Origin of the sequence: Mesorhizobium sp. LSHC412B00 (assembly GCF_000503035.1) — a bacterium.
In the GTDB taxonomy this organism is placed as follows: Bacteria; Pseudomonadota; Alphaproteobacteria; order Rhizobiales; family Rhizobiaceae; genus Mesorhizobium.
Window position 1 is genome coordinate 1 of the sequence record NZ_AYWB01000028.1, and the last position, 13503, is coordinate 13503.

A 13503-nucleotide genomic window follows, 5' to 3' on the forward strand; every position below is an offset into this window, starting at 1 on the left:
GACGTGTGCTCTTCCGATCTATCAACGCTTCAACAGTCGGTTCGCCGGGTCGATTCATCAGATTCTTGAATCGAAAGCATGCCGCCGCGTCAACCGCTCAATTCGGAGAGCCCTCAACCAGCAACCTGATATTGCCGCACCGGATGGCGCGCGTGGCAACGCCTTCGCCGCCGCATCGCCATAGCCGCCGCCGCGGTCATGTGCGATTATTCCGATCTCCTGATGATCGGTGAGCCATGCCTGGACGGTCGCAATCTCCCGGTCCGGCAACAGTGTCACAATCCGCCGCCGCTTCGCCGGTCGCTGGCATCTCATGGAGAACGCAAGTTCTGCCTTCCTTGGATGCCGTCCGGAAATCGATGCGTTCGATCCGTGCCACGATCGGCGCCACCAAGGTCGATCCGGACCTGCTCACTTGTGCCGAGAGCTGCAATATGAGGGCTACCTGCGGCGCGAGGAGACCAACAACGCCGTGATCATAAGGCTTGCTGGAGAAGGCGTTTCTTCTGCGCCTCCGAAAACTTCAATGCCTTCATCGTTCCGCTCCTTCTCCAGCCGGGAAGCACACGCGGAAAACTCTACCCAAGAACGATCCAGTGTCAGGGGATCAGAGCAGGCGCCTGATGCGTCGATACTTTCATTGAAGCCCCGGCCTCAATCCCTCAATCAGCGCCGACAAGGCTTCATTCGCGATCCTCCGAATCCCTTCGGAGCCGAATCACCGCTGCGCCCGGCGGCACCATCTTTCCTCCTTTATTGCGAAGCGCCTGGCTTCCGCGGCTGATCAGATGCCCTCAAAACCAACGGGCGAAAGATCACATGATAGTAGTGAGGCGTTTTTAACTGTCGAAAATCAACGGGACGTATTGTCGCGGCACTTGCCTGTGACAAGCACTGGTAAATCTCTCCGTCCCGGTTGATTTCTTCCAGATCGAGAGAGCTCGACACATCACTACACACCCTTCTTGCGTTATTCAAAAGTTGTATACCTTCGATCTGCAACCAAACGTAGTGCTCGCCCAGAAGCATTTTCACACTGGTGCCACTTTCATATGGCAGCATAATGGAGAAATATCCGTCATGGAGAGGGTGCGCTCTAAGCGAGGATACCTTGTACTCTCGTATGCTCCCTACCGAGACTTTCAGAGGTGAAGACCGCACATTCATATCTTCTGGTCTTAGGTCAAGTTGAAATCTTCTTTGCACTAGACCGCTGAATACGAAGTCAAGCCCCAAACTGCGCGTTTCAAATGCACCCAGCCGATAAGGTGAGGGCAGGCACCTCACATTCTTCCAAGCCCCGTCTAGATGAAAGAGGGTTTTCGTGCCATCTGGCCCCATAAACTTGTCGTTCTGGAAGCCCTCGAAATATTCCAACTCCGCTTCGATAGGCATGTAGCCATGACGAAACAGAGCTGCGTGGGCGGCGCGCTGCAAAATAGAAAACTCGTGCGTCACACCGGACTTCGTAAAAAACGATCTCGCATCATTGATGAATCGCAAGCATTCATCTTGAACTTTGGCAACCATCTCGTACTGCCTCTCGCTAAGTTTTATCCCATCGAGAACTGGCTCGCCTTCCAAATCATAGTCTACAACCATTCCTTCTTTGAGGATGCAACATTGCTCAAATAAATCGTAATCCCAACAAGACGTGGTAATAAGTGCTTTTCCGTTCGGCGGGCGGTACGGCTCGTCTGAGGCCACCAAATAGCGTCCAATTATTTCGACTTTCAACTCTTCGCTAAACGTCCGACTCAAATATTCCTGCGTTCTGCCGTAGTAGGCTATGTCCGCGAAAATAATGGTATCACCTTCCTCTACGTTCAGTTCCTTTGATATATATCTCGCTAAGCGGGCACGCAAATCAAAGGACTTCTTGAATATCAACTCGAGCACATCATCGTCGTGCAGCAACTGATGGAATGCCGTTTGTGGATCGGCAGATTGATGAGCGATCCGTACTAATAATTCAGTCACTTCAGGCGGAATCAAAAGCTGTTTTGCAGTGGCATGAAAATCGTCAACTTCGTGTTCAATCCCGCTGATGTAATAATCGACATCGGCGCGGGTTTTGAAAGAGGCTGCAATAGCAAGAAATTTGCGGATTCGTACCGGTTTGCCAACGGGCTTGCGCGCATAGGCCTCACACGCAGCTGAAAGAAGATAGGCGTCACGCAACAGAAAGAAGACTTTTACTCGCTTGCCCTGCTGTTGTAGTGCCTCCACCTCATCAATAAGAAAACGGGCATAGGCGTATAGCACAGGGCCAAACGACATGTACCCGATCACCGTCTCAGGCGCGTACGTCTGCAGGTTTGCTACAGCGAATATTGGTCGAAACGGACTATAGCATGGCAGAATAACTGCTTCCGGCGCGGCCTGATCGAGTACAATCAACGACGATGCCGCGTGCTGTAGGCGCAAGAAGTCTGTGACCTCATGATCAAACGGCAGGAAATGCAGCGCACGTACGCCCAATTTCCGCGGCGCTTGGGCATCGGCTACATCATTATCTCCGATGTGGAGTAGTTGCGCTGCAGGCACGCCACACTCCTTGATTACAAACTGAAAAAGGGCATCGCTCTTCGACGTCTCGTAATCGACAGAGCAGTAAATCTTGCTAATTGACTGCATAACGTCCTCAGGCAAATGCCGAGCCAAGAGACGCCTTAACTCGTATTCGCGCAAATACGTATCGCTCACGATGATAACTTTGATACCACGGGCGTGCGCCAGCCTGATCAGTTCTACGTACGGTGAGAATGCAAAGCAAACATCCATTTCGGTTCGGATTTCCGCCTCGGCCAATAGCTCCCGCTCCTCTCGAGAAAGCGATGTAAAAAACCGATAAATATCACCGAGATCGATCTCCCCCGATCCGTTCTCTAATGGCTTCACCCGATAGGCACGCGCAGCAGCGCTAACGCGTTGGTGAGGAGCTATCCCTAACCTTCGCGCGACGGGATTATCGGCGAGCACGGCAAAAACGTCTCTAGGTGTCGATGTCTTGCGCCATAGCAACGTATCGAAACAGTCAAGCGAGAGTACCTTTACGGAATCCCCAAAGTCGTCTAGAATCGTGGGGATGTCGTGAACTTTTATGTTCGTCCTATAGTGAGTATCACGCATGCTGCTTGGGAGCAGGCGATCCTCGGGTTTGCGCCGTTCGGTGGTCTTTCCTGTCAGACTACCCCCGTCTACCATCGCATCAGGGTGACCGGTAAACCGATAGAGATCGTCTCCGGGAATGCGCGGCAAGATCTCGCCAAATAGCTCATGATCTAACAGATTTTCCAGACGGAACTTGTCGGAAGAATGTTGATCACCATCGGTTTGCCTTATCTTGGCGGTTAAACGCTCCAGTATATGCTGCATATATTGTGTCCTTCGCGCGAACGTAACCTTTATGAGGAGAACTTCTCACTTGATGTGCAAGCACTGGCGGCGCTTAACACATCAATGAATGTTTCAAAAATCATGCCAGCCGGCTGAACGAGTGAAAGAAGATTTTTTTGGTTGCTTTTCAGTGGTTTAGGCTAAAGCGACACAAGAGAATGGCTAAATAGGCCTTTTGTGCCGAATCCGACAAACATGACAGAGTCGGGGGGGCGGTTCGACGGTTCGACCGCCGTGGCACCCCGGCAAATCGCAGCGGCGAGTTGCGTGCGTTAAGTCTATGTAAAAATCACCTGATGATGTGGTCGTCCGCCACGGCACATCATTACCAAGGACTCAGGATGCCAAGCACGGCGGGTTTGGAGTATGTCTGCCGGCGAGATGCTGGGTGCTGCGCTGGTGCTAAAAACCGGCCTGACTGGCTGGCCGAAATGAACTACACGCTCGCTGAGGCCATCGAATGGGTCGGTCCGGAATGGCTGTGCCTGACGCTGCACATGCGCTGGAATAGGAAGAGCGCGCGGCAGATTTCACTCCCGACAAATACAAGCGTCTGAAGCGCTCGGAACACAAAGGCGTCCTCGACAAGATGCAGGACAGGCATCAATCGCATTCCGGAGGCGCAGACCTAGCAGGCGGTGGAAAAAGGATCGGAGATACCCGTTTTGAATCTGGTTTGTGCTCGGTCTGATTCTGATACGTTCCGTGAACAAAACAGTTTTTCAACAGATGGAGTGATTGGGGGGTCTCGAGAGTGTCAGGTTCGTGAGTCACTCAGACCAGGAAGAGGTGGGAGTGAATCGTACCGGGTGGTGACGGACAGACGGGCGAACTGTTCAGCTACGTGGACCTCGAGGCTCGGGTGCGGCGCGATCATCCGTTGCGCGTATTCGGGCGATTGTGAATGAGGCGCTTTCGGCGTTGGAGCGGGAGTATGCGGCGCTGTACTCGCCGATCGGGCGGCCGTCGACCCCGCCGGAGAAGCTGGTGCGGGCGATGCTTTTGCAGGCGTTCTATTCGATCCGCTCGGAGCGGCTGTTGACATCGACCCGCAGGCCTGGCTCGCCGACGTCCTCGCCCGACTGCCCGCCTATCCGGCCCATCGGATCGATGATTTGCNATTCGATCCGCTCGGAGCGGCTGTTGACTCGACCCGCAGGCCTGGCTCGCCGACGTCCTCGCCCGACTGCCCGCCTATCCGGCCCATCGGATCGATGATTTGCTGCCGTGGAATTGGAGATCCGCAAAATTGCGGACCCAACCAGCGGCGGCCTGATCATGCAGCGCAATAAGGTGCATCACGTCTACACCGTCGATCGTGTCGACAGGGACCTCGGCGTCAGCGAAGCGCTCATCCAGGACCTGACCCTCGGTCTCGAGCCCGAGGACGGCGTCATCTNCCCCAGCACTCCGGTGCTCAGGTTCTCCTGGCTGCCGGATGCGCACGTCTGCGGTCTTCACCGGATGCGTACGGCTATCTCGACCTCGGCGGACCCGCTACGATCACCATTGGGGCCGACAACCACGGTGAGATCGCCTTGGCGCCCTGCAAGCCGGACTGATCTCGGGTACAGCCCCTCAATGGTCTTCTTCACATGGGCCGGCTTCGATGAGATGGACGAAGTCACCAGCGACGGCTCCGCTGAATTGCTCGACGACGGCTCGATCGAAATCACCTTCGCCTATCACAACGGCGACGAGGCTATCCTCAAGGCCAAACGTGATCCTTCTTCAACAGCCTGATAGAGCGCCTCCTATCGCGGATTAATGTGCAGCTGATTTTGCGCTACACTTCAGATGATGTCGGGGGCGAGGGACCACTGTGCCGCTTGGTCCCTCGCCGAATCCTCAAAGGTGGGAGCCTCCTCGAGGATCAGAGATGCGATTCCCCTCAAGTATTCAGGCGCTTCCTTGAACCAAGGGTCACCACCCGTCGGGAAACCTCCGCTAGCTGTGCTTCTCTTTCAGCTTTGAGAAGAAATCTTTGAGAATTGGATCGCGATGGATGCGGTAGACATAGCGCATGGGATGCCGTCCGCGATCGACACTCCAAGTGAGCTGTGCCGTTACAATCGGGGTCGGGGCAATGACACTCTCGCACCAATCGGGATTGAGCAGCCAAGCAACAGGCGCCATGTCCCAAAGTTGCTTCGACCAGCCGACGTGATCGTCGGACAACTCCTTAAACCTCTGGGCGAGGAAGCGGCCAATATCTCCATACGGTTCTACATGCCGCTCGACCTCCGGGACGGTACTCAAAAGATGGGAAACAACGCCCAGGCAAGGAAGGAGCACGAGCGGAACACCGCTATCAAGGAGGACCTGAGATCCGCCTACATCCTGGCACAGATTGAATTCGTTGGTGTCTGGCCATTCCAAAGCATTACCAGCCAGCCACACAACAACGATTTTATCGCTGATGTCTGGTGCCTTGATAAGGGCAGACGCGACGTTGCTGATCGCTGCGATTGCCACAACGTAGAGCGGATCTTCCGGCGAACTTGCTCGCGCCCGCCTGATCAAGTCATCGACGGCAGGTGCTTCACGAACCGTCTTCTGCGGACCAACGTAGTCCGTAACGCCTTTGAATACCAACCCCTCAGGCCGAATTTGCATACGTTCCAGCACCCGAAAAATCTCCTCGTGGCTCAATTCCATTCCATGGCCAGGGCTTTCCGAGCGGTCGCTGGGAAAAAAGGGTGCGAGAAAAAACGGTGCCGCATAAATTGCCTGCAGTTCCAGACGGTCAGATGACAGCAACATTTGCACGATGGCGAACTGATCGTCGATTTCATTGTAGGTGTCGGTATCGAGAACGCACCGTACCCGTCCTGAGGGGGGTTCCAGCATCCGTAGGCGCTCAGCGTAACTAAGGCTCGTCATGCGTGCTATTCCTTATCTGCGGTTCTGGTCGCGACCCTCTGTGGGACCGGCGTGGCGGCGGGATGCAGCTTCGTTCGGCATACTCGCAAGTCGCCTCTAGGCATTGGGTCCGCCAAGATAATGTTCCGGACAGTGCTATCGCGTTTTGAGATAGCCGGTGCCTGTCCCAACGAAAACCCTTTCACTGTTTCGCCAAGCGCGTCCGCTTGCGAACACCGTCGACGCTCTGCTGTGCTAGTCTAGAGAGAACGTTGACGGCGAAGGCACATCATTCCTAAGTGATGTCTGCTGCGCATGACACCGCCCGGCATGTCATCATTTTTCCTCTTGCTCTCCCGGGCGGTCGACGAACATCCGATCCTCAGGGTGCTAAGGGTCGCGCGAGCATCGCCACTTCTTCGTTGCCTTGGACACACCCTGCTGATCGGATGGCAAAGACGACGGACGTCGTTGGCGCGCGAATATCGATGGAACCGGCGGACAGCGAATCCATCGGATGCAGGATGCCTATGAGATCTCCCTGCTTCACTTCATCCATCACCGAACAGCGCGGTTCGAAGATGCCCGGTGCAGGAGATTTCAACTGGTCGGAGGGATTTGTTTCGAGTGTTCGGCCGGACTTCTGCTGACGAAACATTGGATACTCGGTCTTGCCCTCGACCAGCCCTAGTGCAATGAGGCCATTGCGCACCCCAGCTTCGTAGATTGTGAGAGCTTCGGCGTGCGCCTCGCCGCCGCCAAATTCAGTGCATATGAATATCTTGCCTAGGCTATGTACCCAAGTGTCGAACATTCCAGCCGTGTCGTTGTGCTCCCAGAGCAACGTCACCGGCAATTTGAACGCCTCTGAAATGCGGAGCGTCTTCGTCATCAGATCGACATCAGCAATAGGATGCGTGATGATCGACGGTGCACAATCCCATTTTGGTCCGAAACTGTGCAGATCAAGTATGTTGTCCACTATCGGCAACAATAGGCTTGAAATCGCATCTGCGATCCGTTCGCTCACCGAGCCATTAGGGCGGCCCGGAAACACTCGGTTGAGATTCTTTCCATCAATTGGCGTATTGCGGGTGCAAGCTTGCACGGCAAGTGGATTGATCTCAGGTACGATGATAATTCTTCCGCACTTCTGCGCTTCAGGTAGCCATTCAACAAGCCGCCGAGCAACAATGGGCCCTTGCAGTTCATTGCCATGATTTCCGCCAGTGATAAGTAGGCTCGGTCCCTCCCCTCTATTGCAGTTGAAGACTGGGAGCGAAAGAGCTTCGCAGTCCGCGCCTTTGGGGACAACAAGGTGCCCCGTGCTTACGCCAGCTGTGTCGAGATCAAACGTAAGATGAGGTGATTCGCTCATTGTTCATCCTATTGCGAGAATTCAGGTGACCAGGCGCCAAGTTTGCGTTTCTCCGTTGTATGAGTATGCGCCGAGCTGTCTTCAATTCGCCAATATAATGTTCCGAGCGGTGCCATCGCGCTCTTAGATGGCCGCCGCCTGCCTTGGTGGAACTACCCGCTGCTCGATGTTCAAGGGCGCTGCGACAGGGACGTCACGCCTGGCGATGTATTACTGCGTACTTCGATGCCGCTCCTTCGGAACGGCCGGGCAGATCCCAGCCGGAGTCGGCTCCGGGTACCTCGCAAAAGGATATGCGCGCGAAGATCAAGCTGGGCAGGTTAGTCGTGAAGGCGTACCGCGCCACGAGAAGCGCGCGCTGAGGCTCGGCCTGTTGATCGACGGGCATCGACGCATAGTCGATGACCAGCCGAGCAGTCGCGGCTCACGGCAATCGGTGCTTGCGCCGGCGGCGCTGATACTGGCGGTATGCGTCGGCATATGAGCGGCATCTGGCTTGCGAACTTCGCAAGGAGCGAGGGCGCGGCTCATGCCGCGGCTCATGCGCGGAAGAGCCCTTCCCCTTCCCCTTCCCCTTCCCCTTCCCCTTCCCCTTCCCCTGCGGCGGCTGTGGTTGCCGGTGTGATCATCTTGCTCGCGGCCGCCGGCCCCCCCATCCGATCCGTGCCGCGGACCGATGGTGGGGTCCGCGCAGCCGCCGTGGTCGTGTGGCAATCGCCGTTACGCGCGAAACCGTTGTCCGATAGGTGCGGTCCGGTTCGGTACCCGCCCGAAGCCGATCGCCAGGTGTTCGCCGAACCGAACCGTGCGTCAAGCTTTCGGTCGAAGCGTCTCGTCTCGGTGAAAATCCGTCGCGGGGCATTGTGGATCGGCGCACCGAAATCCTCAGCTTGAAGCTGTTTCGATAATCCGCTCTGCACAAGGCAAGATCGGTCAACCGGCGCATGTAGTGACTGTGGGCGCGGCGGGTTCGGCAGCTGCAACATGGACAGCACGATTCAATCGCATTCGGCCGGGCTACAAGCACACCCTCTTACCTGTGGGAGAATCTGGACAATCGAAAGCCCGCGCAAAATGAACGAGCGGAAGGACGGAGCACGGGCAAATCATGGCATCGATCGCGATTCCGACTCTATGAACTTATTCGCACCGTCCGTGAATCCCGCAACCTCCACCATATAGGCGAAGTCGGCACTCCCGCTTCAGACCGTATCCGGTGGGTCCAGCCTCATAGCAAAATCTCAATCGTACACCCGGCGTCCGAGCTTGCGGACGAGGCAGCGTACTGACGCCGCCCGATTGCAACAGGTCGGCTGTATCAGGATCATTGGTCACAACTGCTGACGTATATCCGGCTTCCTGATGCGGCTGAACAACGTCTTCGCCGCGAGCCCTGATGGATTTCCGCGTGCTTCCACCTCATCGGCCCGTAGACATTGGCCGAAGCCAACCCGGTCCACCCGGAATGACGTCTCACCATCTCCTACCATTTTGTTGCAATTGCCGGGCGTGAGACCTCCTTCTGTTATTCGTTCGTTTGCCGCTTCGCCTCAAGCTGCTTTCACCGACGGTGCCGGCTCGTAGAATGTGCTGCCCAAGAGCATGGCCCACACGATCCTCGCATTCTTGTTGGCGAGCGCGACAGCCGCGACATTGGGATGCCGCCTTTGCCGCAGCTTACCTAGATGTTTAGCACCGGCATTAGCTGGAGCGGATTTACGATGAACTGTTGGGGCTGGTCAGCCCATGCTTTGCAGATGAACTCGTAGGGCGTGAGCCCCTTGAGGGTCTTGAGCCTACGGGCGAAGTTGTAGGCGGCGACGAAGTCGGTGAGGTGCTGCCGGAGCTGATCGTGCCTCTCGTAGTAGTAGCGCTTGACAGTGGCGTCCTTGATAGTCCGGTTCATTCTCTGGACCTGGCGGTTGGTCCATGGATGCCTTACCTTGGTGGTGCGGTGCTCGATATCGTTCTTGGCGCAGGTGAGCTCGAGGGCATGGGCCCAGACAGTCTCGCCAATGTCGAGAGCCTCCTTGATGAGAGGTACGGCCGACCCGCCTGCACCGGGCGTGGTGAACTGGATGCCGTTGTCGGTGAGCACGGTGTGGATCTTGTAAGGAACGGCCGCAATCAGGCGCAGCGGGTAACCCTTGGAAACGGCCGTGGTAGATTTCTCGTGCAACTCCACGAAGGCGAACTTCGAGGTGCGGTCGATGGCGACGAACATATAGAGCTTGCCCTGCTCGGTCCGCACCTCCGGCAACGTCGATGTGGAAGTAGGCGATCGGGTAGCTCTTGAACTTCTTCTTCGCTGGCTTGTCCCCCTCGACATCGGGAAGCCGGCCGATGCCATGGCTGCAGGCAGCGGTGGCAATGAAGATCGCGTCAGATGCGGGATCGTGGGCTGAAGCGCATAGAGGCAATCGTCCAGCGGCAGCAGCGTGTAGCGCCGGAAGGCGACGATGACCGCCTCTTCCGTTCTGCGGGAGCGGCCTTCCAGATCCCGGGTGATCGGGCTGCTTCTGATCATTCCTGCAATTCTCCTTCTCAAATCCAGCCTCGATGCAAATACATGCCGGATCAATGCCGAGGATGAGATCGGCTATCCTCTTCGCTGGCGTCGTCGGCGGAAGCGTCCTAATCGCCTTGAACGTCTTGCCCTTCAGAGGGTGCAATGGATGCGTAATCCGGACCGTCGGTCCGGTCGTCCCCACACGGGCTGCACATGATGGCTTTGTCCAAGCGTATCGTGGCCAGCCATCTGAAAACACGATGGCACTGTCCGGGAAATTATATTGGCGAACTCTACGCCACGTGGCGCATATTGGCTGGTATTCGCGCCACCAAAAACAACTGATGCCTATCGATCTAGCGGGATCACACAAGACGATTGCGAAGATGATGAAGCATTGATCAACTCTTTAGAAGCATTGTACAGTTTGTATACTTTTTATCGTGCATGAATATGGGCAATTTGTGACAGAACTGCTACTGAGAATTCAATAAGGTCAAACTAAGTCACTTTGTTCTTTAAAATTCAGTATGACTGATAGCGTCAGGCTACGAAGGAGAGCGTGATCCGCTTCTTTTTCGATCGTGGGGACAGGAAAGGGTTCGTCCGTTGACGTCCTCCCCTTTTTAATCTTTTGAATTGAGATCAGGAATGAACATTAAGAACCCTCATGGAAAAGGCCGCGTGACGACAAGCCGGACGGATTCCGTGGCGCTGCGGCGGTTTGACGGCAAGACGGCGCTTGTGACGGGCGCGGCGATGGGCCTGGGCGCGGAGATTGCGAAACGGCTCGCTCACGAAGGCGCCCGCCTGCTGGTCGCTGACATCGACGCGAGCAAAGGACAGCAGCTGGCGACAGCGTTGGCGGGCGGCGGCCACGTCTTCCTCGAAGCTGACCTCGGTCGCACCGACTCGGCCGCCCAACTCGCAGAACAAGCTGCCGCAGCTGTCGATGGCCTCGATGTGCTGGTCAACAACGCAGGGATCGTCCGCCCGGCGCGGTTCGAGGAGATCAGCGATGAGGACTGGGAGCTGCAGGTCGCCGTCAACCTGCGCGCACCGCTGCTGCTCACAAAGGCGCTGCTGCCGTTACTGCGCGACCGGGGCGCGGCGATCGTCAACGTCTCGTCGGAAGCTGGCTTCAGGCCCCGTTCCTCAAAAACTATCTACGACACGACTAAAGCGGGGATTGGTGGACTCACCCGCTCGCTCGCAGCAGAGTTGTGGCAGTACCGCATCCGCGTCAATGAGGTCGCGCCTGGCGGGATGGTGACCGAAATGCACTTCGCCAGCGCCTCGGATCCGGCAGCGACGAAGCGTCAACTCGAAGACGCGGAACTCGACGAGGGCTACAACATCATGAGGCGCCTCGGTCGGCCGGCAGAGGTCGCGGCCGCAGTCGCTTTCCTCGCCAGCGACGATGCCGCCTTCATCACCGCCAGCACGCTGCACGTCGACGGCGGCATGGGGCTCGGGTAATGGACGCTGGCACACCACTCGACGGTGAGATCGCACTCGTCACCGGAGCAAGCCGCGGCCTCGGCGCTGCGATCGCACGAGCGCTGGCGGCACAGGGCGCGAACATCGCCCTCGTCGCCCGGCCCTCTGATGATCTTGACGCAACGACCGCAGCGCTCCAGGACGGCAGCCACAAAGCGGCCGCGTTTCCCGCCGACCTCCGCGACCCAACCATCGCTACGGAGGTCGTTAAGGCTGTCACCGCTGAAATCGGCCCGCCGACGATCCTGATCAACAACGCGGCGCTGCAGTCCTTCGCTCCCATCCTTGAGATGAGAGTTCAGACCTTCGTCGACTCGACGATGGTCGAACTGGCCGCTCCCTTCGCCTTCACCCAGGCCGTGCTACCCGCAATGATCGAGCGCAAGTCGGGCACGATCATCAATATCGCTTCCGACCTCGCCTATCGCGCCGTCGCCAACGGCGGCGTGTACTGCGCCACAAAAAGAGCGCTTGTTGCCCTTTCCGAGGTCACCGGACTCGAACATCGCGAGAACGGAATCCGGGTCGTCGTCATCCAACCGGGATGGATCGCAACCGCACCCGACCCCGAGCCCGGACTCCAGGCCGGCAGGATGTCAGTACAACAAGTCGCCGACGCGGTCATCTGGTGCTGCCTCCAACCACCGATGCTCCGAATCGACAGCCTCACCATCCACCCAATGGTTCAGCCTTGATCCAGGCGACTGTCAGAAGATCTTTCAGATCAACGGTTTAAGTGGCGTTTCATCGTGTTAGTGGTTCCCGGCGGCTGGCATCCGGTCGGCGAAGGTAACGGCGAAGGCATTCAGGGCGGGCTTCCACCGCACTACCCATCGTGTCTTGCCGGTGCCATTGAGGTCGACCGGTGACCAGGTAGAGGCATTTCATCGCGGCCTGCTCGGTCGGGAAGTGAACTCTGGCTTTGACCGCCCGGCCGTAGCGGGCGTTGAGGCACTCGATGGCGTTGTTCGAGCAGACCACCCGCCGGATCTCGAGGCCGTAGTCCAGGAACGGGATGAACTCGGGCCAGGCATTGCGCCACAGCAAAATCGCCGTGCATCGCGCCCTCACTTTTCCTCGAGCTCGCATGGCCGCCGCCGGCGTCACCATCGCCGGTCGGCCGCTTGACCCACCGCCTCTATCGTTTCCGGCTCGCCTATTCCGGCTTCGAGGATACCCATGTCGTGCTCGGCGGCAAGAGCTTCGTGGCGCTCGCCGAGGCTCTGTCGCAAACGCTTCGGTAAGCGTGGTTTGGCATAGAAGGCGCCTCAAGATTAAAGGAGCCTGCCATGTTCAAGGGCCGCCATTTCGATCAGTCGGTAATCCTGCTGTGTGTCCGCTGGTACGTGTCCTACAATCTCAGCTTGCGCGATTTGGAAGAGATGATGGCCGAACGCGGCCTGAGCGTTGATCATTCCACCGTGCATCGCTGGGTCGTCCACTTCGCGCCGAAACTGCTGGAGCGTTTCAACAAGCGCAAGCGTTCGGTGACGACGAGGTGGCATGTCGACGAGACCTACATCAAGGTTCGCGGCCAGTGGATGTACCTTTACCGCGCCATTGACAGTGCCGGTGATACCGTTGAGTTCCTCTTCAGCGAGCACCGTGACCTCCTCGCAGCAAAGCGCTTCCTCAGAAAAGCCCTCAAGCGCCATAGCCGACCCGATCGCATCGTCATCGACGGCAGTCAGACAAACCGGGAAGCGATCATTTCCTGGATGCTGAAAACCGGTTGCGGGATCGATCACAGCGACCGATCAAGACCATCCGCATTCGCCAAAGCCAATATCTGAACAACCCCATCGAGCAGGACCACCAACGCGTCAAACGCCGCGTCCGGTCCATGCTCGGTTCA

At 57.1% G+C, this 13503-nt stretch carries 5 protein-coding genes and 7 pseudogenes; 6 read left to right on the forward strand and 6 right to left on the reverse strand.

Going from position 1 to position 13503, the window contains the following annotated elements; all coding sequences use genetic code 11:
* Positions 1-295: 295 nt before the first annotated feature.
* Positions 296-475 (forward strand): annotated as a pseudogene (locus X757_RS1000000169860) (ISL3 family transposase); the annotation flags it as partial.
* Between the two features lie 278 nt (positions 476-753).
* Here the strand turns inward: X757_RS1000000169860 and X757_RS136720 are convergent.
* Positions 754-3378 (reverse strand): HAD family hydrolase, encoded by a 2625-nt coding sequence (locus X757_RS136720; RefSeq protein WP_023727935.1) that lies wholly within the window; start codon positions 3376-3378, stop codon positions 754-756.
* An 820-nt stretch (positions 3379-4198) separates the two neighbouring features.
* On the opposite strand from X757_RS136720, the pseudogene X757_RS1000000167340 reads away from it, so the two are divergent.
* A pseudogene (locus X757_RS1000000167340) lies at positions 4199-4440 on the forward strand (transposase); the annotation flags it as partial.
* A gap of 106 nt (positions 4441-4546) precedes the next feature.
* Positions 4547-4675, forward strand: a pseudogene (locus tag X757_RS1000000167345) (transposase domain-containing protein); the annotation flags it as partial.
* Positions 4676-5346: 671 nt separating this feature from the next.
* On the opposite strand, the gene X757_RS136710 reads toward X757_RS1000000167345, so the two are convergent.
* The 4 genes and pseudogenes from X757_RS136710 to X757_RS01225 all read right to left on the reverse strand — a co-directional run bounded on the left by X757_RS136710 (position 5347) and on the right by X757_RS01225 (position 10235).
* Complete coding sequence (locus tag X757_RS136710) at positions 5347-6282, reverse strand: nucleoside hydrolase (RefSeq protein WP_023727940.1); 936 nt, start codon at positions 6280-6282, stop codon at positions 5347-5349.
* Positions 6283-6643: 361 nt separating this feature from the next.
* Positions 6644-7639 carry a succinylglutamate desuccinylase/aspartoacylase family protein gene (locus tag X757_RS0135185; RefSeq protein ID WP_031251694.1) on the reverse strand — a complete coding sequence of 332 codons (996 nt, stop codon included), beginning with the start codon at positions 7637-7639 and terminating at the stop codon, positions 6644-6646.
* Between the two features lie 1550 nt (positions 7640-9189).
* Positions 9190-9324: pseudogene (locus tag X757_RS1000000168300) on the reverse strand (IS110 family transposase); the annotation flags it as partial.
* Positions 9321-10235 (reverse strand): annotated as a pseudogene (locus X757_RS01225) (DDE-type integrase/transposase/recombinase). The pseudogenes X757_RS1000000168300 and X757_RS01225, both read right to left, overlap by 4 nt.
* Positions 10236-10799: 564 nt before the next feature.
* Here X757_RS01225 and X757_RS136705 point away from each other — a divergent pair.
* Positions 10800-11627 (forward strand): SDR family NAD(P)-dependent oxidoreductase, encoded by an 828-nt coding sequence (locus X757_RS136705; protein WP_084629739.1) that lies wholly within the window; start codon positions 10800-10802, stop codon positions 11625-11627.
* The gene (locus X757_RS136700; RefSeq protein ID WP_023727944.1) at positions 11627-12343 is read left to right on the forward strand and encodes an SDR family oxidoreductase; all 717 of its coding nucleotides are present in this window, start codon (positions 11627-11629) and stop codon (positions 12341-12343) included. The genes X757_RS136705 and X757_RS136700 overlap by 1 nt, the downstream gene beginning before the upstream one ends.
* 57 nt (positions 12344-12400) lie before the next feature.
* Here X757_RS136700 and X757_RS1000000167350 read toward each other — a convergent pair.
* A pseudogene (locus X757_RS1000000167350) lies at positions 12401-12698 on the reverse strand (transposase); the annotation flags it as partial.
* 239 nt (positions 12699-12937) lie between these two features.
* On the opposite strand from X757_RS1000000167350, the pseudogene X757_RS01210 reads away from it, so the two are divergent.
* Positions 12938-13500: pseudogene (locus X757_RS01210) on the forward strand (IS6 family transposase); the annotation flags it as partial.
* Positions 13501-13503 lie beyond the last annotated feature (3 nt).

What these genes read in the sequence shown, in the direction of transcription:
- X757_RS136700 (WP_023727944.1), top strand. Translation starts at nt 11,627, where the DNA reads ATGGACGCTGGCACACCACTCGACGGTGAGATCGCACTCGTCACCGGA.
- X757_RS136710 (WP_023727940.1), bottom strand. Translation starts at nt 6,282, where the DNA reads ATGACGAGCCTTAGTTACGCTGAGCGCCTACGGATGCTGGAACCCCCC.
- X757_RS136720 (WP_023727935.1), bottom strand. Translation starts at nt 3,378, where the DNA reads ATGCAGCATATACTGGAGCGTTTAACCGCCAAGATAAGGCAAACCGAT.
- X757_RS136705 (WP_084629739.1), top strand. Translation starts at nt 10,800, where the DNA reads ATGAACATTAAGAACCCTCATGGAAAAGGCCGCGTGACGACAAGCCGG.
- X757_RS0135185 (WP_031251694.1), bottom strand. Translation starts at nt 7,639, where the DNA reads ATGAGCGAATCACCTCATCTTACGTTTGATCTCGACACAGCTGGCGTA.